At 66.8% G+C, this 20,274-nt stretch carries 17 protein-coding genes; 5 read left to right on the top strand and 12 right to left on the bottom strand.

Annotated features, from left to right (window positions below; translation table 11 throughout):
* Positions 1-14: 14 nt before the first annotated feature.
* The 3 genes from TFU_RS11445 to TFU_RS11435 all read right to left on the bottom strand — a co-directional run bounded on the left by TFU_RS11445 (position 15) and on the right by TFU_RS11435 (position 3,255).
* Entirely contained in the window at positions 15-1,148 is a 1,134-nt protein-coding gene (locus TFU_RS11445) for an acyl-CoA dehydrogenase family protein (protein WP_011292733.1), read from the bottom strand.
* Positions 1,145-2,380 carry an acyl-CoA dehydrogenase family protein gene (locus tag TFU_RS11440; protein WP_011292732.1) on the bottom strand — a complete coding sequence of 412 codons (1,236 nt, stop codon included), beginning with the start codon at positions 2,378-2,380 and terminating at the stop codon, positions 1,145-1,147. The genes TFU_RS11445 and TFU_RS11440 overlap by 4 nt, the downstream gene beginning before the upstream one ends.
* A 116-nt stretch (positions 2,381-2,496) precedes the next feature.
* Positions 2,497-3,255, bottom strand: coding sequence for a beta-ketoacyl-ACP reductase (locus TFU_RS11435; RefSeq protein ID WP_011292731.1), 759 nt, complete (start codon positions 3,253-3,255; stop codon positions 2,497-2,499).
* A gap of 419 nt (positions 3,256-3,674) precedes the next feature.
* Here TFU_RS11435 and TFU_RS11430 point away from each other — a divergent pair, with 419 nt between their 5' ends.
* Both TFU_RS11430 and TFU_RS11425 read left to right on the top strand, forming a co-directional pair.
* Entirely contained in the window at positions 3,675-4,220 is a 546-nt protein-coding gene (locus TFU_RS11430; RefSeq protein WP_011292730.1) for an ATP-binding protein, read from the top strand.
* A gap of 236 nt (positions 4,221-4,456) precedes the next feature.
* On the top strand, positions 4,457-5,287 hold the full coding sequence (locus TFU_RS11425) for a helix-turn-helix domain-containing protein (protein ID WP_016189075.1): 831 nt from the start codon (positions 4,457-4,459) through the stop codon (positions 5,285-5,287).
* Between the two features lie 208 nt (positions 5,288-5,495).
* Here TFU_RS11425 and TFU_RS11420 read toward each other — a convergent pair whose 3' ends face one another.
* The 6 genes from TFU_RS11420 to TFU_RS11395 all read right to left on the bottom strand — a co-directional run bounded on the left by TFU_RS11420 (position 5,496) and on the right by TFU_RS11395 (position 11,747).
* Complete coding sequence (locus TFU_RS11420; protein ID WP_011292728.1) at positions 5,496-5,729, bottom strand: DUF397 domain-containing protein; 234 nt, start codon at positions 5,727-5,729, stop codon at positions 5,496-5,498.
* A gap of 298 nt (positions 5,730-6,027) precedes the next feature.
* Positions 6,028-6,963, bottom strand: a complete 936-nt coding sequence (locus TFU_RS11415; protein WP_011292727.1) for a zinc ABC transporter substrate-binding protein — start codon at positions 6,961-6,963, stop codon at positions 6,028-6,030.
* A gap of 86 nt (positions 6,964-7,049) precedes the next feature.
* Positions 7,050-7,718 (bottom strand): potassium channel family protein, encoded by a 669-nt coding sequence (locus TFU_RS11410; protein ID WP_011292726.1) that lies wholly within the window; start codon positions 7,716-7,718, stop codon positions 7,050-7,052.
* A gap of 17 nt (positions 7,719-7,735) precedes the next feature.
* Positions 7,736-9,145 carry a TrkH family potassium uptake protein gene (locus tag TFU_RS11405; protein ID WP_011292725.1) on the bottom strand — a complete coding sequence of 470 codons (1,410 nt, stop codon included), beginning with the start codon at positions 9,143-9,145 and terminating at the stop codon, positions 7,736-7,738.
* A 142-nt stretch (positions 9,146-9,287) separates the two neighbouring features.
* Positions 9,288-10,532, bottom strand: a complete 1,245-nt coding sequence (gene nhaA / locus TFU_RS11400) for a Na+/H+ antiporter NhaA (RefSeq protein ID WP_011292724.1) — start codon at positions 10,530-10,532, stop codon at positions 9,288-9,290.
* A 312-nt stretch (positions 10,533-10,844) separates the two neighbouring features.
* On the bottom strand, positions 10,845-11,747 hold the full coding sequence (locus TFU_RS11395) for a cation diffusion facilitator family transporter (protein WP_011292723.1): 903 nt from the start codon (positions 11,745-11,747) through the stop codon (positions 10,845-10,847).
* Positions 11,748-11,848: 101 nt separating this feature from the next.
* On the opposite strand from TFU_RS11395, the gene TFU_RS11390 reads away from it, so the two are divergent.
* Positions 11,849-12,196: a Cd(II)/Pb(II)-sensing metalloregulatory transcriptional regulator CmtR gene (locus tag TFU_RS11390; RefSeq protein ID WP_011292722.1), complete on the top strand. Its 348-nt coding sequence runs from the start codon at positions 11,849-11,851 to the stop codon at positions 12,194-12,196.
* On the opposite strand, the gene TFU_RS11385 is transcribed toward TFU_RS11390, so the two are convergent.
* Together TFU_RS11385 and TFU_RS11380 are read right to left on the bottom strand one after the other, a co-directional pair.
* Positions 12,193-13,005 carry a (2Fe-2S)-binding protein gene (locus tag TFU_RS11385; protein WP_041428143.1) on the bottom strand — a complete coding sequence of 271 codons (813 nt, stop codon included), beginning with the start codon at positions 13,003-13,005 and terminating at the stop codon, positions 12,193-12,195. The genes TFU_RS11390 and TFU_RS11385 overlap by 4 nt on opposite strands.
* The gene (locus TFU_RS11380; RefSeq protein WP_278360462.1) at positions 13,006-13,392 is read right to left on the bottom strand and encodes a MarR family winged helix-turn-helix transcriptional regulator; all 387 of its coding nucleotides are present in this window, start codon (positions 13,390-13,392) and stop codon (positions 13,006-13,008) included.
* Positions 13,393-13,719: 327 nt separating this feature from the next.
* Between TFU_RS11380 and TFU_RS11375 the strand changes: the two genes are divergently transcribed.
* Positions 13,720-16,914 carry an efflux RND transporter permease subunit gene (locus tag TFU_RS11375; RefSeq protein WP_011292719.1) on the top strand — a complete coding sequence of 1,065 codons (3,195 nt, stop codon included), beginning with the start codon at positions 13,720-13,722 and terminating at the stop codon, positions 16,912-16,914.
* Between the two features lie 217 nt (positions 16,915-17,131).
* Here TFU_RS11375 and TFU_RS11370 read toward each other — a convergent pair whose 3' ends face one another.
* The gene (locus tag TFU_RS11370) at positions 17,132-17,590 is read right to left on the bottom strand and encodes an ATP-binding protein (RefSeq protein WP_038044049.1); all 459 of its coding nucleotides are present in this window, start codon (positions 17,588-17,590) and stop codon (positions 17,132-17,134) included.
* Between the two features lie 582 nt (positions 17,591-18,172).
* Between TFU_RS11370 and TFU_RS11365 the strand changes: the two genes are divergently transcribed.
* Positions 18,173-20,242, top strand: a complete 2,070-nt coding sequence (locus TFU_RS11365; protein ID WP_011292717.1) for a PhoX family protein — start codon at positions 18,173-18,175, stop codon at positions 20,240-20,242.
* Positions 20,243-20,274 lie beyond the last annotated feature (32 nt).

Here is a 20,274-nt window from a genome sequence, read left to right as displayed (position 1 = left end):
CCCCGGCACCCCCGTCACGGGGCGGGAGGAAGACCCACGAGATCCGCGATCCGCGCCCGGTGCCGGTCCGCCGTCCCCAGGCTGAGCGACGCGCTCTTGGCGCGCTTCAGGTACAGGTGGACCGGATGCTCCCAGGTGAAGCCGATCCCCCCGTGCAACTGCACTGCTTCCTCCGTGACCTTCACCGCGACCTCGGACACAAAGGCTTGAGCGAGCGCCGCAGCAAGCGGGAGGTCCTCCGAGTCAGCGGCGAGCGCACTCGCCGCATGCCGCACCACGGCTCTGGCTTGGGCGAGCAGTACCCACAGGTCGGCAACCCGATGCTTGAGCGCTTGGAAAGAACCGATCGGGCGGGCGAACTGCACGCGCTCCTTCAGGTAGGCCACGGTCGTGTCGAACGCCCACTCAGCAGTGCCGAGCTGCTCTGCGGCCAACAGGACCGCGCCGGTGAGCAGTGCGGCCTCCACTGCGTCGACCGCCTGCTGGCCGACGGCCACCCTGGTCGCTTCGGCACCGGTGAGGGTCACTTCGGCGAGCGGCCGGGTCTGGTCCAGGCTCACCACAGGACTCAGGGTCGCCTGGTCGGCGGGGAGCAGGTACAGGCCGGGTCCCTCCGCGCCGAGAGCGGGCACGACCAGCACGTCCGCGCTGAGCGCGTCCACCACGCCGGGAACCGTGCCCGTCAACTGGGAGCCGTCCGCGCGGACCTGGGAGGGGAAGCCAGACCCGGGGGCCGTGGGTAGCGGCACTACCAGTGTGGCGCAGCGCTGCCCGGCTGCCAGGTCCGTGAGCAGGGCGCGCACCTGCTCCTCTGCAGTGCCCAGCGCCACCAGGGCACCGGTGGCCAGCACGGCGCTGCCGAGGAACGGGACCGGGGCTACGGCCCGGCCCAGCTCTTCAGCGACGGACGACGCCTCCCGTGCCGTAGCGCCGGCGCCCCCGAGCGTTTCGGGAACGAAGAGGCCGAGGACGTCCAGCTCCGCCAGTTCCTGCCACAGGGCACGGTCGGTGACCTCTGCCGGAGCATGGTGCGAGACACGGTCGAGGACGGACTGCCATGGGCACCGGTGGGCCAGCAGCTCCCGGACGCTGGCGCGCAGCTCCTGCTCGATCTCGCTGTACAGCAGATTCAGCTCGGATTCGCTCAACGGGGCAGGTCCTTCCAGGCGAGGTCTTTGTCGGCCCGGGGTTCCGGGGGCAGTCCCAGGACGCGTTCGGCGATGATGGTGCGCAAGATCTCTGAGGTTCCGCCCTCGATCGAGTTGCCTTTGGCGCGCAGGTAGCGGAAGCCGGGGCCCCGACCCAGCAGGTCCGGTTTCTCCGGGCGGCGGAAGGTCCAGTCGTCGTAGGTGAGTCCTTCCACCCCGCGGAGCTCCAGTTCCAGACCGCTGATGCGCTGGTTGAGTTCAGCGAAGGAGAGTTTGGTCGCCGATCCTTCAGGGCCGGGCTGGCCCGCGGCGAGCTGCTGGCGCAGCCGCTCCTTGGTCAACCGGGCGGCTTCCGCGGCGACCCACAGCCGCAGAAGCTCCTCGTGGAGTCCACGGGTGCGCAGGTCGGGACGGCTCCGCCACAGGTCGCTGACTATGCCGATGAGCCCGCCTTCCCGGGGTTCGGGGCGGCCGCCGATGGAGACCCGCTCGTTCATCAGCGTGGTCTGCGCGACCTTCCACCCTTCCCCGACCCCGCCGAGCCGGAGGCTGTCGGGGATCCGCACCTCGTCCAGGTATACCTCGTTGAATTCGGCTTCCCCGGTCATCTGGCGCAGCGGGCGCACCGTGACCCCCGGGGCGGTCATATCGCAGAGGAAGTAGGTCAGGCCGCGGTGCTTCGGCACGTCCGGGTCGGTGCGGGCCAGCAGGATGGCCCACTGGGCCCGGTGCGCCAGCGAGGTCCACACTTTGTGGCCGTCGATCACCCAGTCTGTTCCGTCGCGGACCGCGCGGGTGCCGACGGCGGCCAGGTCTGATCCGGCTCCGGGCTCGCTGAACAACTGACACCAGACTTCTTCCCCGGTGTAGATCGGTTTGAGGAAGCGGTCACGCTGCTCCGGGGTGCCGAAGGCAGCGATGGTGGGGGCCGCCATGCCCAGGCCGATCACGAGGCCTTCCCGGTCGACGGGGACGAAACCGAAGCGTTCGAACTCCGCGTCGACGACGTTCTGCAACGCGCAGGGAGCGCCGAGCCCGCCCGCGCCTTTGGGGAAGTGCACCCAGGCAAGGCCCGCGTCGTACCGGGCGGCGAGGAACTCGGTCTGGTCGGTGGTGGCGGGGTCGTGTTCCGCGACGAATGCGGCGACGCGGGCGCGTAGTTCCGCGGCATCCGGTGGAGCCTCAGAGGACGGGGTCACGTCACAACCTTCCTGGAGGAGCGGGAGGGGCATTCCGCGCGGGAGGACCAGGGCCGTCCCGGTCCCCCGCGCGGCTCAAAACGGGAGGGGCAGCGGTACTGGCCGCGCGGGGGCGAAGCGGTCCGCGCTGCCGTCCTCCGCGGGCGGAACTAGTCCAGCGGGCCGCCGGCGACGTAGATCACCTGTCCGGAGATGTAGCCGGCTTCTTCACTGGCGAGGAAAGCCACGGTGGCGGCGATGTCCTCAGGCACACCGACCCGGCGCACCGGGATCTGGGCGGCGCGGGCCGCCTTGAATTCTTCGAAGTCCACGCCGATCCGCTGGGCGGTGGCCCGTGTCATGTCGGTGACGATGAATCCGGGAGCGACCGCGTTGGCGGTGACGCCGAATTTCCCGAGTTCGATCGCCAGCGTCTTGGTGAAGCCCTGCAGGCCGGCTTTGGCTGCGGAGTAGTTGGCCTGTCCGCGGTTGCCTAGCGCCGAGCTGCTGGACAGGTTGATGATGCGGCCCCAGCCTTGCTCGGTCATATAGGCCTGGGCTGCCCGCGACATGAGGAACGCACCGCGCAGGTGGACCCGCATCACGGTGTCCCAGTCATCGTCGGTCATCTTGAACAGCAGGTTGTCGCGGATCACCCCGGCGTTGTTCACCAGGATGGTCGGCGGGCCGAGCCGTTCTGCGGTCTCCTTGACCGCGGCTTCAACCTGCTGGGTGTCGCTGACGTCCGCACCGAGGGCGATCGCTTTGCCTCCGGCTTCGGTGATCGCGTCCACCGTGGCCTGCGCGCTCTCCTTGGTGAGGTCGAGTACTGCGACCGCGTGCCCTTCGGCGGCCAGGCGCTGCGCGGTGGCGGCGCCGATTCCACGGGCCGCACCCGTGACGATTGCGACACGAGGGGTCTGGGGCATGGTGTCTCCTCCAATGACAGTCGGTGAACCGGTCCGGACCCGGCCGTCCAGTGCACGGTTGAGGCGATCCTAACCAGTCGTACCGACTGGATGGTATGTCAGGGGTGGTTTCCTGTGCGCCTGCTGTGGGAACGCCCGCAAGGCGGGATGGGATACAGCATTCAGCGGAGCAGGCACCGCCGGCGCGGTGTGGGCCACGGGGTGGAGTCTTCCCAGTTCGTATTAGGTGGTGCCAGGAAAGTTCACTGCTGTCCTGGAAAGTGCGGCAGAATCGCAGCCTTTTTTGTTCGCTCTTCAACAGATAACCGGAGCGAATGTTCTAGGATGCCTTCCGAGAGGCACGTGCACGTGCATACGATCCTTGCATTTGCATAGTCCTCTTACCTGCGAGCGCTCGAGACGACGGCAAGGGGATCGCGGTGACCGGACATTCTTCCCAGAGGTTTGTCAAGAGGACGCCCGGACAGGAAGCGGCGCCAACACCAACTCTTGTCGCGGCAGAGCGCGCTTGGTGGCTTACCCCGCTGCGCAATGGGCTGTCACGGTGGAACTCCTACCCGGGGACAGCCAGCTACGACAGCCTGCTGTGGAGCTTGGCCCCGGATTACGGTGCCGTGAAGCTCGCCCGCGAACTCGCTATGGCAGCCCTGCGTGAGTGGGGAATGGTCCGGTACGCCAGCGACGTCGAGCTCGTGGTCTCCGAACTCGTCACCAATGCGCTGCGACACGCCGTCCCCCGGATCGGGAAAGAGCAGGAGAACATCATCCAGCTCAGCGTGATGCGCCGCGGAGCAGAATTCATCTGCGCGGTCCGCGATAGCAGCGACTTAATACCGCAGCGCAGAGAACCGGACTTTATGGCAGAAACTGGGCGAGGGCTCCAGCTCATCTCCTGTTTCAGCCGCCGCTGGGGCGTGGTCCCGACCGTGGCGGGCGGCAAGTTCGTCTGGGCGCTTTTCGGGTGACCCAGGGGAGTGAGCCGGAGAAACCGCAGCCTTCCGGTCCGTGGGGCTTTTTCAGGTGATTGCGGCATAGAACCACGGAAAACCCGGACTCTTAGGCGATATCGTGTAACCATTAGAACAACGTGGTACGGGAGAGAGTCCCGCGGGAATGGGTTTTTGACGAGCCACTGGGTGGGGAGGAAGCAGCGGTGAATGTGGCTCAGCCAGAGCCGGGGAGCGGCCCGACAGTACGGCGCATGCTGCTCGGTTCCCAGCTCCGCCGGCTGCGGGAAGCCAAAGGGATCTCCCGAGCTGACGCCGCGTACAAAATCCGCGGTTCCGAATCCAAGATCAGCCGCATCGAGCTGGGCCGCGTCGGTTTCAAAACCCGTGACGTCGAGGACCTGCTGACGTTCTACGGAGTGGAGGACGAGGCGGTTCGCGACTCATTCCTCAAGCTGGCGCGCGAAGCCAACGAGCCTGGCTGGTGGCAGCAGTACGGCGACTCCCTGCCGAGCTGGTTCCAGTCCTACGTGGGCATGGAGGAAGCCGCCACCCAACTGCGGGTCTATGAGACCCAGTTCGTCCCAGGGCTTTTGCAGACCGAGGACTACGCCCGCGCGGTGGTGACCCGCGGCGGTAGGAAGAAGCTGGACGATGCGGCCCGGCACCGGATCGCCACACGCATGCGCCGGCAGGAGCGCATCCGGAAGAACCACAATGTCAAGCTGTGGGTGATCATCGATGAGCCCGCGGTGCGGCGACCAGTGGGCACGCCTGAGGTGATGCGCGCCCAGTTGGAGCACCTGTACGACCTCAGCATGGCCCCCAACATCACGCTGCAGATCGTCCCCTTCCACCAGGGCGTGTTCGCGGCGGAGACCGGGTCGTTCACGATCCTGCGCTACCCGGAGTACGACCTGCCCGACGTGGTCTACGTGGAGCAGTTGACGAGCTGTCTCTTCCAGGAGAAGCGCGCTGACGTCGAGCAGTACACCATGACTCTGGAGTGGCTGGCGGTGGTTGCGGAGCGCCCGGACCAGACACGCAAGATGCTCCAGAAGATGATCAAGGAGCTCGAGGAGTAAAGCGGTCCGTACGCCCGGGGCCGCGGGAGGCATGACCGCGTCCCGCGGGCCAGCAAGCTGAGCTGTCCTCGGGCGGGGACCGCAGCGCCGTGTGCAGCCCGCCCGCGCGGACCGATTGCGCCGCGGGTGCGCCGGCAGGCTGTGCTGCAGGTCAAGCGCAGAACAGCAAAAGCCCCGGCGCTTTCACGCCGGGGCCGATGCCCGTCGTCTAGCCGAGCAGGTTGTCGAAGTCACCGTCCTTGATGCCCAGGATCAGGGCGTTGATCTCGGCTTGGGTGTAAATCAGGGCGGGGCCGTCGGGGAAGCGGGAGTTGCGCACGGCAATAGAGCCGTCGGCCAGCCTGGCCATCTCCACACAGTTGCCGATCGAGTTGCTGCGGCGGCTCTTCTGCCAGGTGACATCGCCCAGTTCAGCGGCGGAAATGCCATTGTAAGCGTTCACTGCACGCTCCCTCTGTCAGCGTTCGTGCGGGAATACACCCGTTCGTATGCACCGCCAAATGCACGTGCACGCGCATTGGATTTCGTTCAGGATAGCGCATGAGTATGAGAGTTCTCCGAGAAATCGCTGAGATGATGGCGCCTCCCGCCGGGAGGAAAGAGCGGATGCGTGCCCGAAATTTTCGGATTTTAGGCGTGTAAAGCTGACAAAAGGGATGAAAGATTGGGTGGCTGTGGCGCGATCGTTATCTTTCCGGAAAAGGGGCGGGAGGGCGCGGAAGGCAGCAGCGGAACAAGGGTCAGGAGCAGCCCAAGGCGGAGACCAGAGCGTCGAGGTTGGCCCGCATCACCGAGAGGTAATCGGTACCTGGGGAGTCGTCGGTGAGGCTTTCGAGGGGGTCCAGGAGCGCGATCTCAGCCCCGGTCTCTGACGCAATCGTCTCAGCGATCGCGGGGTCGGCGAGCGGAGAAGTGAACACCGTGGTGACGCCGTGCTCGTCGATTTCGCGCACGACCGCAGCGATCCGGGCGGGGGAGGGGTCCTCGTGGTGGGAGTCGATCCCCGTAACGCTGATCTGCTCCAAGTCGTGCATCTCAGCCAGGTAGCCGAAGGCGGCGTGGGTGACCACGATCTCGCGCCGGGCGCAGGTGTCCAGGCTTTCGGTGTAGGCGGCGCTCAGGTCGCTCAACTCTCCGGCGACCGTCTCATGGTTTTCCTGGTAGGCCGCTGCATGGTCGGGGTCGATGTCGCTCAGCCGGTCGGCGAGCGCTGCGGAGACCTCGGCTAACCGCTCCGGGTCCAGCCACAGGTGCGGGTCCTTTCCACCGTGGCTGTGGGAGTCGGCTCCGCTGTGCTGCTCCTCGGCATGGCCGTCGTGCTCGTGGTCTGCGCTGGATACCGGAAGCAGGTCCACCACGTCCGCTGGGTCCAGGAAGCGGTCTGCGGCGTGCTGGTCCACTGCGTCGTCGACTGCAGGCTGCAACCCCCGGATGTGGAGGACGAGGTCGGCGTCGGCGACCGTACCGATCTGGCGCGGGCTCAGCTCTACTTCGTGCGGGTCGGCTCCGGCCTCGGTGAGGTTGGTGACCGTGACAGCGTCGCCGCCGACCTGGGAGGCCAGCCACTCTAGGGGGTAGACGCTGGTGACGATGTGGACCCCGGAGCCGCTCGCGCTGCCGCTTCCGCACGCGGTGAGGCTGGCGAGCAGTGTCCCCGCGACCCCTGCCGTGAGCACTTTTGTCGGTATCCCAGAATGCATGAAAACATTGTCGTGAAAGTGAAAATCATTGTCAATCTCGGGGTTTGTCTGCTTTGCCGGGACTACTGCAGCTCGGCGAACCGCTCCACGTCCTCGGTCCTCCCGGCGACGATGATGATGTCCCCCTTCTGCGGGACGGTGTCCGCGGTGGCATAGGTGAACGACCCGCCATGCCGCTTGATCGACACCACGGTGATGCCGTGGCTGGACCGCACCCCACTCTCCCCGAGCCTGCGGCCGACGATCTCCATCGGAGCCCGGGTCTTCCCCAACGCGAAGTTCTCTTCAATCTCCACGTAGTCGAGCATCCGCCCCGACAGCAGGTGGGCTACCCGCTCTCCCATGTCGTGCTCGGGCAAGACGACGTGGTGGGCGCCGATCTGCTGGAGGATGCGGCCGTGGCGCCGACTGACGGCCTTCGCCCAGATATGGGGCACCCCCATGTCCACCAGCAAGGACGTGGTGAGAATGCTCTCCTCGAGATGGCTGCCGATCGCCACCACTGCCCGGGAGAACTCGTGCGCGCCGATCTGGCGCAGCGTCTCGTCGTCCGTGGTGTCAGCGACCACGGTGTGCGTGAGGATGTCGGCATAGGACTGCACGCGGCGGGGATTGTTGTCCACGCCCAGCACTTCCCAGCCGTGAGACACCAGTGCCTCGGACAATGAACCACCGAACCGGCCAAGACCGATGACAAGCACCCGCCGGTCGTCTGCTGAACTGCGTGGCACTACCGCTCCTCGTGGTGTCAGCCGATGACAGGACGGCCCTCAGGCAGGTCGTAGCGCCGAGTGCGCTCCCGCAGCGCGAGGGCAGACGCAAAAGTAATCGGACCGAGCCGTCCCGCGAACATCAGTATGACCAACAGGACCTGGCCGTGCTGGGGCAGTCCGGCAGCGACCCCCGTCGACAGGCCGACCACCCCGAAAGCCGAGACCACGTCGAACAGGACCTCCTGGGAAGAGAAAGGGGAGACCGCGGTCAAATAGACCGTCGCAAGAGCGATCACCGTCATCGACAGGAACGTGAGGCTCAGCGCCTGGCGGATCGCCCCGGCAGACAGCCTGCGGCCGAACGCGTGCACCTGCGGGTGGCCCCGGATCTCCGCCCACACCACGAGCCAGATCACCGCGAACGTGCTGACCTTGATCCCGCCGGCGGTCCCCGCGCTTCCCCCGCCCACGAACATCAGCATGATCGTGACGAGGAGGGTGTGGGACTCCATCGCGTCCACCGGCACCACGTTGAACCCGCCGCTGCGCGGCATCACCCCGTGGAACGCGCCGTCGAGCAGCTTGTGCGGCCAGGGAAGCGGCCCCAGGGTCGCGGGGTTCCCCCACTCCAAGGCGGTCACCACGACCATGCCACCGACAAAGAGGAGGAGCGACGTCCACACCGTCATCTTCGTGTGCAGGCTCCACCGCCGCGGGGTGCGCAGATGCTTGCGCAGCTCCAAAAGGACCGGGAACCCCAGGCCGCCGAGCACTGTGGCCGCCATGATGGGGACTAAGACCAGCGGGTCCCCCGCAAACCGGGTGAGGCTGTCGGGGTAGAGGGACAGGCCAGCGTTGTTGAAGGCCGACACAGAGTGGAAGACACCGCTGTAGACCGCCTCCGGCAACGGCAGCCCGTGGCCTAGCCACATCCGGGGGATGAGGAGAAGCGCGAGGACAGCCTCGCAGATCACGCTGGTCGCAGCAATACGCCACACGACTTCGCGGGTGCCACCCACGTTCAGCGTGCGCTGCTCGCTCTGCACCGACAACTGCATGCGCAGCCCGAAGCGGCGGATCACCACCATCCCCAGGAGCGAGGCCAGGGTCATGATGCCGATGCCGCCGACCTGGATCAGCCCGAGGATGACCAGTTGCCCGAAGAACGACCAGTCGTGAGCAGGATCGGTGATGCTCAGCCCGGCCACACACAGCGCACTGGTCGCGGTGAACAGGGCTTCCACGGGGGAGACCTGGGTCTGCTGCGCTACCGGGAGCAGGAGCAGCCCGGTACCGAGCAGGATCACCGCGCCGAACAGGGACGCCAGGATCCGGGCGGGCTTGCCCCACAGGATGCGGGAAGCACGGGGGAAGAGCACCCCGAACGGGAGGCGGTGCGACAGGCGTACCGCCTTGCTGCGCAGACCCCGTAGTCGTTCCCCCATCCTTGGCCTGCCGTTTCCACCTCAGTGATTGCCGACTATGGCCGGTCCGTGACGTTCCAACCTAGCGCTGCGCCTCCAGTGGGGCGAGCCGACGTGCGCTTGCGCAGGGGAGAGGAGCCCTCTTGGGCTAGCACGGCCGTCGTCATTGCGGGGAAACCGCCTGGCGCAGCTTCCGGTAGTGGGCGTTGCGCACGGCCAGCACCACGGCCCCCAGCACGGTGGCCAGCAGCGAGGCCAACAGCACCCCGGCTTTCGCGTGCACCAGCGCCTCCGGATAGTCGGGGAAAGACAGGTCGGTAATCAGCAGGGAGACGGTGAACCCGATCCCCGCCAGCAGGGCCATGCCGGTGATGTCGATCCAACGCAGCGCCGGGCTCAGTTCCGCGGCAGTGAGTTTGGTGGTCACCCAGGAGCCGCCGGCGATACCCACTGTTTTCCCGACGACGAGACCGGCGATGATGCCGAGCGCGGCCGTGTCGTCGAGTACCGCGCCGAGCCCGCCCGCAAAAACGACGCCTGCGGACATCACCGCGAACACCGGAAGCACCAGCCCGGACGACCACGGGCCGAGAAGGTGGGCGAGACGGTGGCTGGGGGACTCTTTTTCTCCGGCGAGCGGCACCGTGCGCATGAGCAGCCCCATGGCGACCCCGGCGATCGTGGCGTGCACTCCGCTGGCGTGGACGAGGGCCCAGATCACGCCGGCGAGCGGAAGGTAGACCACCCAGTTGGGCAGGGCCGCGGAGTTGAGGCGGGCCGCCACGCCCCGCCCGCGCTGCAGGTAGCCGAAGACCGCGAGCAGCATCCCCGCACCGATCAGGGGCAGGAAGGAGAGGGAAGCGGTGTAGAAGACCGCGATGACGATGATTGCACCGAGGTCGTCCACGATGGCCAAGGTGAGCAGGAATGTGCGGAGCGGGGAGGGCAGGTGGCGGCCGACCACCGCCAGGATCGCGACCGCGAAGGCGATGTCGGTGGCCATCGGGATTCCCCACCCGGGGAGGCGGGCCGGATCACCCGCGTTGAAGGCCGCGTAGATCAGGGCAGGAACCGCCATCCCGCACACGGCAGCGACGATAGGGAGCATCGCCCGGCGGGGGTTGCGCAGCTCTCCGTGGACGAACTCTTGTTTGAGCTCGTTGCCGACGACGAAGAAGAAGATGGCGAGCAGACCGTCGGCAACCCACGCTTCGACGGTGAGGTGCAGGTGGAGTGCTTCCGGTCCGAAGGAGAAGCTCCGCAGGGCCTCATAGACGTGCCCGAACGGGGAATTGGCCCAGATCAGCGCGGTAAGCGCGCCTCCGATGAGGAGAAAGCCGCCCACCACGTCGGAGCGGAGCAGTTGAGCAAGCGAGTGCAGCCCGCTGCGGGCCGGACGCGTGGGCATGGCTGTCCCCCCAAGGTTGATTGACCACCACGCCGACCAGACTTCCCGGCACACCCATGCCGAGGCTACAGCCGTGCTGCCTCGGGCTGGGACGGAACTATGCCAGGACTGTGGCCGGGCTGTCCAGAATGATGCCGGTCTGGCCCGCAGGCTGTGGACCGTCCCCCCGGAAATACGAGGTCTTCAAAGTCCGGGGTGTGCGCCGCAGCGGAGCCGGGCTGCTCCGGCTGTCCCTGTCCGAGCGTGCCATTGTGCGAGCCTTTCCGGTGGGTGCGCTGCTGCGGCGGGGCGCTGCGCTCGGGCAGCAGGGGCTCAGGCGCGGCAGGCGTTCTCGTGGTGGGCGTGCCCCACCGGCTCCACTTGGATGGTGGAGTGGTCGATGGAGAAGTGCGTCGACAGGCAGTCGTGGAGCCGGGCCAGGAGGCGTCCGCTGTCGGCCAGAGCGGAATCCTCGACTACGACGTGGGCGGAGAGCACCGGCATGCCCGAGGTGATGGTCCACGCGTGAAGGTCGTGGACGTCGACCACATTGGGGTGGGTCTGCAAGTGGCGGCGGACTTCGCTGAGGTCGAGGCCGCGGGGGGTTGCTTCCAACAGAATGCGAAGGGCCTCGTTGAGCAGATGCCAGGCTCGCGGCGCGATGAACAGGGCGATAGCGATCGACACCACAGAGTCCGCCCAGTGCCACCCGGTGAGCCAGATGATGAGGGCGGTGACGACGACACCCGCTGAGGAGAGGAGGTCGCCCAGCACTTCCAGGTAGGCACCGCGCAAGTTCAGGCTCTCGGCCTGGCCGCGTCGCAGCAGCCCGAGGGCGATGAGATTGGCGAGGAGGCCGACGGTCGAGAAAACCACCATCGTGGAGGCGCTCACCGGTTGGGGGTCCAGGAGTCGGCGGACAGCCTCGTAGCCGATGAAGCCGCAGAGCGCGAACAAGAGGAGGGCGTTGAGCGCGGCCGCGAGGATTTCCGCCCGTTTCAGACCGAACGTGCGTTCGTCGGTGGACGGCTGGTTGGCGATCCAGATCGCGAACAGCGCCACCAAGATCCCGAAGGCGTCGACCGCCATGTGCCCGGCATCACCGAGCAGTGCCAGGCTGCCCGCAGCGAGGCCCCCGACGACCTGGAACGCCATGACGCTGAGGGTCAGCGCGAGGACCAGCAGGAGACGCCCGCGGTGGGCGCCCGCGGCGGTGTGATGGTGGTGGTGACCCATACCTTCCCTTTCGTTCCGGTCTGGTGGGGCCGAAGCGGCAGCGATAGTTCAGCCATCACTGTTTATACAGTCTGCACTGTCTATACAGTAAAGAGTGTAATATGGTGATTATGCTGACATCCGACCAGCGTCTCTCCGCGATCCGGCGCCTGGGACGGGCGCTCGCCGATCCCACGCGATGTCGCCTGCTGCTGGTCCTGCTCGACGGTCCCGCATACCCTGCACAACTCGCCGAGCAACTAGGACTCACCCGGCAGAACGTCTCCAACCACCTGTCGTGCCTGCGGGAATGCGGACTAGTCCGGGCAAGCTCCCAAGGAAGGCAGACCCGCTACTCCCTGGTGGACGACTCCCTGCGCCACGCCCTCGAAGATCTGCTGCGCGTGGTCTGGGGCGTCGCCGTCGCCCACGTCCCCCCAGGCGAGACGGTTCCCGTGCCGATCGACTAGGCCTGTGCGGAGCCTTCCCCCGCGGACAGGATCTCCTGCCACTGGCGGGCCCGGGTGTCCTCATCCAGCAAGGCACAGTCCCCGCACTTGCTGCCGCCCGGTGCCCGGTAGTACAAGCAGCACGAGCGGCGCACAAAAAACCGGTGCGGCCGCCCCGCGTCGGGTTGGACGAGCCGCCCCAAACCCGCCAGCGGCGGCCGTTCGAGAAGCGCTGCGGCAACAGCAGCGGCACGGTCCGCCCACTCTGGACGGTGCAGCGAGATCATCATCACAGCGCCGCCGACCGCCGCGGCCACATTGCCCCACAGCAGGCGAGGGGAGATCCGGGTCCTGTCGCGCACGGCCGCACCGAGCGGAACCAAGTGGCGTTCGAGCAGAGTCCCCGCCAACGCTTGAGCGACCTCCGCCGCTGCTGCCGGAGCAGCCGCGAAACGGTAGGGGCCGGACAACCACGAGGTGACCTGCTCGGTGTTCGGCTCCCACAGCAGCGAGGCCGGTGGGATGTCCACCACTACCCCGGCACAGGCCGCGGCCAGCGCTGGGGAGACGAGACGGGCAGCGAAACCCAAGTGGGTCACTGAAGCGGCCACCCGCGGTTCCACCGGACCGAACCGGTCCGCCACCCACGCCATCCGGGCCGCCACCACGTCAGGGCAGTCATACAGTTCGGCAAAAGAGCGCAAGCCGGCGGGGGCTGCATCCGCGGTAAGGAGACGCAGGTCGAAGTAGCCGCCCAGCGCGGCCAGTGCGGCGAGCACCTCCTGTTCCCGCGCCTGTGCGGCCGACTGCTCTCCGGGGGACACCCTCACTCACCTCTCCCAGCCGGCTGACGTGCTCGGAGAAGACCGTAGCAGCGCCGCATACAGCGCCTCTGCCCCGCGGACGAGACTGCGCAGCGTCTCCACGTCCAACGTCTGCAACGCCTCGGACATGCGCTTATGGCTCGCACCCCACATGTCATTCACGAGGGCTCGGCCCTCCTCGGTGAGATCCACCCGGCGCACCCGCCGGTCCGCGGGATCCTCGCGGCGGAACACCAAAGAGCGCGCCGCCAGCCGGTCCACGATTCCCGTGAGTGTGGCAACACTCACACCGACCCGTTCGGCCAATTCGTGGGTCGGCGTGTTGCCGTCGATGGCCAAAGCCACCAGAACTTTGAGCTGCTGGATCGTCAACGTGGTGCTCAGCAGCGGCAACGAACGGTCCCGCAGAAACAACTTGAGCTGACGTATTTCTAAGTCCCGCAGCCGGTCAATCAACTCGCGTTTAGTGTCTGACGCGCCGCTGTCCATTCAGGTTCCCGCTTCCAGCCCTGATCGGCTCCCGATCAATCCCTGACATATCCCCGATTTGTATCACTCTGGCATGATTTTCAATGCCACGCGAAGTATCGTGGAACCGCGTGCCCGGCTACAGCCCCCGCGTGCCTCCGTACAGCGGCGCGGGACGGATCATCAACGACCGCTCATCCCAGCGGTGTTCCCATCCGACGTGAAACCATCCTGGTTGAGGAGCCCCTACTCATGTCTCACTTGGCCAAGCTCAGCCTTGGCAACCGGGCGCTGATCCTGCTGATCACCCTCAGCGCACTGATCTTCGGTGCGATCTCAGCAGGGTCCATGAAGCGCGAACTCATGCCGTCATTCGACGTGCCCATGGCCGTCGTCGGCGCCCAGTACCAAGGAGCCTCGCCGCAAGTCGTCGAGAACGACGTCACCCAAGTCCTGGAACAGGCGGTCAAAGGCGTCCCCGGGGTGACGAGCTACACCTCCACCTCGAGTACCGGAACCGCCCAGATCATTGCGGAGTTCGACTACGGCGACTCCACCGACGACGTCGTCCGCTCCCTGCAAAAAGCCGTCGACCAGGTCGAACCGTTCCTGCCGGAGGACGTCGACCCCTACGTCATGGCTTTCGGCATGGACGACATCCCGGTGGTCATGCTCGCCGTCGGAACCAGCGACGACGACGCCCAGAAACTCGCCGAACCCATCGAAGACCTGCTCGTCCCCGAACTGGAGTCCATCAGCGGGGTGCGCGCCGTCCAAGTCACCGGGATCCGCGAGTCCACCGTGGTCGTCACCCCCGACGAGGACAAGCTGGAGAAGGCCGGCTACACCGTCGCCGACCTCACTACCGCGCTGCAAGCCAGTGGACGCCTTCTACCCGGTGGGCAGATCACTGAAGACGACCGCACGCTCACCGTCACCACCGGCGGCCGGTTGGAGTCGCTCGAGGACGTGGAGAACATCTGGCTGACGCCCAGCGGCGCAGCCGCAGCAGCGATCCCCGGCATGCCGGGAGCCCGGGCCCCGGAACCCGTGCAGCTCTCCGAGGTCGCCGACGTTGAACTGGTGCTCGACGAAGCCACCAGCATCACCCGGACCAACGGCGAACCGAGCCTCGGCATCCTGGTCACCAAGACCCCCGACGGCAACACCGTCGAAGTCTCCGAAAAGGTTCAGGAGCGCGCCACCGACATCGCCGACCAGCTCGGTGACGACATCAGCATCACCGTGGTGTTCGACCAGGCGCCGTTCATCAACGACTCCATCGCCGCCATGGCGGAGGAAGGCCTCCTGGGCCTCGGATTCGCGGTCCTCATCATCCTGGTCTTCCTGCTGTCGGTCCGCTCCACCATCGTCACCGCGGTCTCCATCCCGGTGTCGCTCCTCATCGCGATCCTGGGCATGTGGAGCTTCGACTACACGCTCAACCTGCTCACCCTGGGCGGGTTGACCGTGGCCGTGGGGCGTGTGGTGGACGACTCCATCGTCGTCCTGGAGAACATCAAACGCCACCTGAGCTACGGCGAAGACAAGCACACCGCCGTGCTCACCGGGGTGCGCGAGGTGGCGGTGGCCATCACCTCGGCCACGCTGACCACCATCGCGGTGTTCCTGCCCATCGGATTCGTCAGCGGAGAAGTAGGCGAACTGTTCCGGCCGTTCGCGGTGACCGTCAGCATCGCGCTCGCTGCGTCCCTGCTGGTCTCCCTCACGATCATTCCGGTCCTCGCCTACTGGTTCATGAAGCCCAAAGTCGTTCCGCCCGAGGAGCTGGAACGCATCAAGGCAGAGGAGTACCAGCGGGAACTGCGCTCCCCGCTGCAGCGCAGCTACCTGCCGGTGATCCGCTGGGCCACCAAGTACCGCTGGACCACGCTGCTGGCCGCCGGCGTGATCTTCCTCGGCACGCTGGGGATGACCCCGTTCATCAAGACGAACTTCCTGGAAGACCAGGGACAGAACACGGTCAGCGTCGTCCAGGAGCTTCCGGTGGGCACCTCCCTGGAGGCTGCCGACGCCGAAGCAGCCAAAGTCGAAGAAGCATTGGAGAAAGTCGCCTGGATCGAGTCCTACCAGGCGACCTTCGGCGGCGGGGGGATGTTCGGCGGCCTGTTCGGCGGCGCGGACAGCATCACCTACACCATCACCACCAACCCCGACGGGGACCAGCTCGCCTACCGCGAGCAGCTGCGCGAGATCCTCGAGGAGATCGACACCGAGGCGGAAGCCCGGATCGACGCCACCGGCGGCTTCGGCTCCGTGCTGGAAGTGGTCGTCAAAGCCGACGACGCCGAGACACTCGCCGAAGCGACCGAACTCGTCGAGGAGACTGTCCGCGACATCCCCGGGGCGGCTGACGTGCGCAGCAGCATCGCTGCCGTCCAGCCCGCCTTCGAAATCCACGTCGACGGCGAGAAAGCCGCGAAGAAGGGACTCACCGAAGGCCAGATCGGCCAGGCGGTGACCGCTGCCTTCCAAGGCACCAAGGTCGGCACGGTGACCGTGGAGGACGTCCAGCACGACATGGTGCTGCGCGTGGACGAGGCCCCTGCCACCGTCAAGGAACTCGAAAACCTGCGGATCACCACTCCCACCGGCAGCGAGGTCAAACTCTCCTCGGTCGCCGAAGTGGAAGAAGTGCTCCAGGCGCCCGAGCTGAGCCGCAGCGACGGCTTCCGCTCCGCCACGGTCACGGCTACGCCCACCGCCGACGACCTCGGCCGGGTCACCAGCGAACTGTATGTGGCGCTGGCCGACCTCGACCTGCCTGACGGAGCGACCGCGGAAATCGGCGGGGTCAGCGAAGACCAGAACGAGGCGTTCGCCCAGATGGGTGTCGCCATGCTGGTCGCGGTCGTGATCGTCTACCTGATCATGGTGGCGACCTTCAAGAGCCTGCGCCAGCCGCTGGTGCTGCTCGTCTCCATCCCGTTCGCGGCCACCGGGGCGCTGGGCCTCCTCTTGGTGACCGGAACCCCGCTGAGCCTGCCCGCGCTCATCGGCATGCTCATGCTCATCGGCATCGTGGTCACCAACGCGATCGTGCTCATCGACCTGGTCAACCAGTACCGTGCCAAGGGGATGGAGCTGCGGGAGGCCGTTGTCGAAGGCTCGCGGCACCGGCTGCGGCCAGTGCTCATGACCGCGCTCGCCACGATCGGCGCGCTCACCCCCATGGCTTTGGGGATCACCGGTGGCGGGGCGTTCATCTCCCAGCCGCTGGCGATCGTGGTCATCGGCGGACTGATCAGCTCCACGCTGCTCACCCTGATCCTGGTCCCCGTGCTCTACACCATGACCGAAGCGGCCAAGGAGCGCAGGCTCGCACGTCGGAAGGCCCGCCGGGAGGCGGAGCTCGCCGCGGCCCGGGCCGCAGCGGGACAGTCGGAGCCCGCTCCGGCCGAAGCGAAGGAGGACGCCACGAACTGACCTGTCGGGGCGTTGTCCCACCGCCGTGACACTCTGGGGCCGTCGCATGACCGCGGCGGCCCCACGCCTATTCCCGGCCACCACTCTGCAAGGCGTGCCGAGAAGTACGGGCATGCCGCGGGAAGCCTTGTCACCAGCCACGCGCCGCGCGCAGCCCTTTTGCCCGCTGCTGCCGTCCTGCGCTACCGCGTCCGCACCCCGCGGCCGGGTGCGCTGGTCAGCGGTCCGTGGGGGAGGTCTTCGCGGTGCTATCCCAGACCACTTCGAACCAGACGGTGCGCCCTAGCCCGTCGGCGCGGGACTCGACCCCCCACTTGGCAGCGAGGGCTTCCACGAGATCCAAGCCGCGGCCGTACTCGCTCACGTCATAGGGGTCTCGGTGCTGCGGACGGGGGAGCTGCGTACCGCCCAAGTCTCGGACTTCCACTCGAGCCCAGCCTTCAGCGGCGTGGACTACCACCTCGAATTTTCCGCCAGGGGATCCCGAGGAACTGTGGCGTACCGCGTTCGTGGCGATCTCGCTCGTCAGCAGCGTGACCGTGGAGAGCTCGGGACAGTCGCCGAGCTGGCGTGCCACGAACCGGCGGGCGTGTCTGATCTGGCTCGCCAGGCCAGGAAAGCGGCGTCGGATAGGAAAACCGCGCGCGTTGGAGTGGGGAAGAGAGCGCTCGTGCATAGGCTTCGCCGGTGCTTCGGAGGGCAGGGGGACAACAGGACCGGTACGTTGGCGGGGCACCAGGGAAGACGACCGGATCGTGGACCGCACTGTCGGGACGTCGTACATGTGATCACTCCCCGGGCACGGGGTGCCCCGTGCCATCGTGAGGGCCGCGAGACTGCGCTAGTGGGGCGGTGCCACGGTGGGGGTCGTCCATGCCCGGCAGGGTCACGGCGCGAGCGTGGCCATCCCAAGCGGCCCCGCGGTGTCAGGGTGAGCGTCAAGTAGGTCTGGACTTCTCTTCGCAAAAAGGATACGTGGAGCAATCGCCACGAAACACTGTGGGGGTGCACAAAAAGGAATTGGCAGAAAACTCCATGTGACCGCTGGCGCAAGAAGAGAATTGCGAAGCACGCAGAACCCTCCTCACCGCAGGCGATGCCAGCAAAATTGGGGTGCGGTTCACGGCAGATTCACGAATTCGACCAGCGTTTCCGGGACGGTGGTCTCAGACCGGTGATCCCTTCCCCGCCACACCCACCGCGCGCCTCTCCGCGCCATTGGGGGAGGGCCGCTTTTCGCCCACGACCAGGAGGACATGTGACCGAAAACGTCCCCCGCCGACTGCTGCCGCTCCTCGGCGTCCGTGGCGGACGCTCCCGGGTGACCTGCCGGTTCCGCTGCGGTGACGCCTGCTACCACGAAGCGCCGAACACCAGCAGCAACCCCTACTTCGGAGACATCTACACCGCGGTGCTGTCCCGCCGTGGCATGCTGCAGGCTGGCGCGGTCAGCATCGGAATCTCCGCCCTGGCAGTGAGCGAAGCCGACCCGGCACTCGCGGGACCCGGGCACGCCCACGGCCACCACGGCGGACCGCACCCCCACCCCCACTCCCGCCTCGACTTCACCCCGGTGCGGCCCAACACCGACGACACCGTCACCGTGCCCCGCAACTACGCCCACCGGGTAGTCGTGCGGTGGGGCGACCCGGTAGTCCCCGGCGCACCCGAATTCGACTTCGCCAACCAGAGCGCAGAAGCCCAAGAAAAACAATTCGGCTACAACTGCGACTACGTCAGCTTCTTCCCCATTGACTCGCGGCGAGCCCTGCTCTGGGTGAACCACGAATACACCAACGAAAACCTCATGTTCGCCGGATACACCGACGGCTCTACCGCCGACCTGGAGCAGATCAAGATCTCCATGGCCGCACACGGCGGATCCGTCGTCGAAATCGAACGGGTCGGCACCACTGGGGAATGGCGTCTCGTCACCAAAGGACGGCGCCCCTACAATCGCCGCATCACCGCCACCACCCCCATGAAACTCACGGGGCCCGCGGCCGGGCACCCGCTGCTGCGCACCGCAGCCGACCCGTCAGGAACCAGAGTCCTGGGCATGCTCAACAACTGCGGTGGCGGCATCACCCCCTGGGGCACGGTGCTGACCGCCGAAGAAAACTTCAACCAGTACTTCGTCGGCGGAGAAGGCGCACCCGAAGAAACCAAACCCGCTCTGCGCCGCTACGGCATCGCCACCTCCGGCGACACCCGCCGCGGCAACCGGAGGTTCGACCGGGTCGACGAACGCTTCGACCTGTCCAAACACCCCAACGAAGCCAACCGGTTCGGCTACATCGTCGAAATCGACCCGTTCCACCCCCACGAGCAGCCGCGGAAACGCACCATGCTCGGCCGGTTCAAACACGAAGCCGCCACCATCCGGCTCACCAAAGACCGGCGGGTCGCCGTCTACATGGGCGACGACGAACGATTCGACTACATCTACAAGTTCGTCAGCGACAAGAAGTACCGTCCAGGATCCCGCCGCCACAATGACACCCTGCTCGACTCAGGAACCCTGTACGTGGCCCGGTTCACCGGAAACAGCCCTGCCGACCAGATCGACGGCTCGGGACGCCTGCCCGACGACGGCGCATTCGACGGCACCGGCGAGTGGATCCCGCTGTGCGATGCACAACGCAGCTACGTCGACGGGTTCACCGTCGCAGAAGTCCTCATCCACACTCGGCTCGCCGCTGACGCGGTCGGCGCCACCAAGATGGACCGGCCAGAAGACATCGAAGCCAGCCCTGCCACCGGCAAGGTGTACTGCGCCCTCACCAACAACTCTGCCCGCCGCCCCGACCAAGTCGACGAAGCCAACCCGCGCGCCGCCAACAAATACGGCCACATCCTGGAAATCACCGAACACCGCAACGACTCCGGGGCCACCACCTTCACCTGGACCGTGGTACTCGTCTGCGGCAACCCCGAAGACCCGGACACCTACTACGCCGGATACGACAAGTCCAAAGTCGCCGCGATCTCCTCACCCGACAACATCGCCTTCGACAAGAGCGGGAACCTGTGGATCGCCACCGACGGACAGCCCGGCACCCTCGGCGTCAACGACGCCCTCCACGTGATGCCCGTAAAAGGCCGCCACCGCGGGGAACTCAAAACCTTCGCTACCGTCCCCGTCGGCGCGGAATGCTGCGGCCCGTTCATCACCCCCGACGACAAGACCGTCTTCATCGCACCCCAGCACCCCGGGGAAGACGGCACCGTGGAAAACCCCACCAGCACCTGGCCTGACGGGGACTTCCCCCGCCCCTCCGTCGTCGCGATCTGGCACACCCGAGGCAAGAAAGTGGGCTCAGCCTAACCACGTTCCCCCGGGCCGCGCCCCGCATCCGG

It is taken from the genome of Thermobifida fusca YX (genome assembly GCF_000012405.1).
Classification (GTDB): Bacteria; Actinomycetota; Actinomycetes; order Streptosporangiales; family Streptosporangiaceae; genus Thermobifida; species Thermobifida fusca.
The sequence above is the reverse complement of the archived record's forward strand: the minus strand, read 5'-3'. Positions and strand labels throughout refer to the sequence as shown.

What these genes read in the sequence shown, in the direction of transcription:
- TFU_RS11440 (WP_011292732.1), bottom strand. Translation starts at nt 2,380, where the DNA reads ATGCCCCTCCCGCTCCTCCAGGAAGGTTGTGACGTGACCCCGTCCTCT.
- TFU_RS11435 (WP_011292731.1), bottom strand. Translation starts at nt 3,255, where the DNA reads ATGCCCCAGACCCCTCGTGTCGCAATCGTCACGGGTGCGGCCCGTGGA.
- TFU_RS11425 (WP_016189075.1), top strand. Translation starts at nt 4,457, where the DNA reads ATGCTGCTCGGTTCCCAGCTCCGCCGGCTGCGGGAAGCCAAAGGGATC.
- TFU_RS11405 (WP_011292725.1), bottom strand. Translation starts at nt 9,145, where the DNA reads ATGGGGGAACGACTACGGGGTCTGCGCAGCAAGGCGGTACGCCTGTCG.
- nhaA (WP_011292724.1), bottom strand. Translation starts at nt 10,532, where the DNA reads ATGCCCACGCGTCCGGCCCGCAGCGGGCTGCACTCGCTTGCTCAACTG.
- TFU_RS11395 (WP_011292723.1), bottom strand. Translation starts at nt 11,747, where the DNA reads ATGGGTCACCACCACCATCACACCGCCGCGGGCGCCCACCGCGGGCGT.
- TFU_RS11390 (WP_011292722.1), top strand. Translation starts at nt 11,849, where the DNA reads ATGGTGATTATGCTGACATCCGACCAGCGTCTCTCCGCGATCCGGCGC.
- TFU_RS11375 (WP_011292719.1), top strand. Translation starts at nt 13,720, where the DNA reads ATGTCTCACTTGGCCAAGCTCAGCCTTGGCAACCGGGCGCTGATCCTG.
- TFU_RS11370 (WP_038044049.1), bottom strand. Translation starts at nt 17,590, where the DNA reads ATGCACGAGCGCTCTCTTCCCCACTCCAACGCGCGCGGTTTTCCTATC.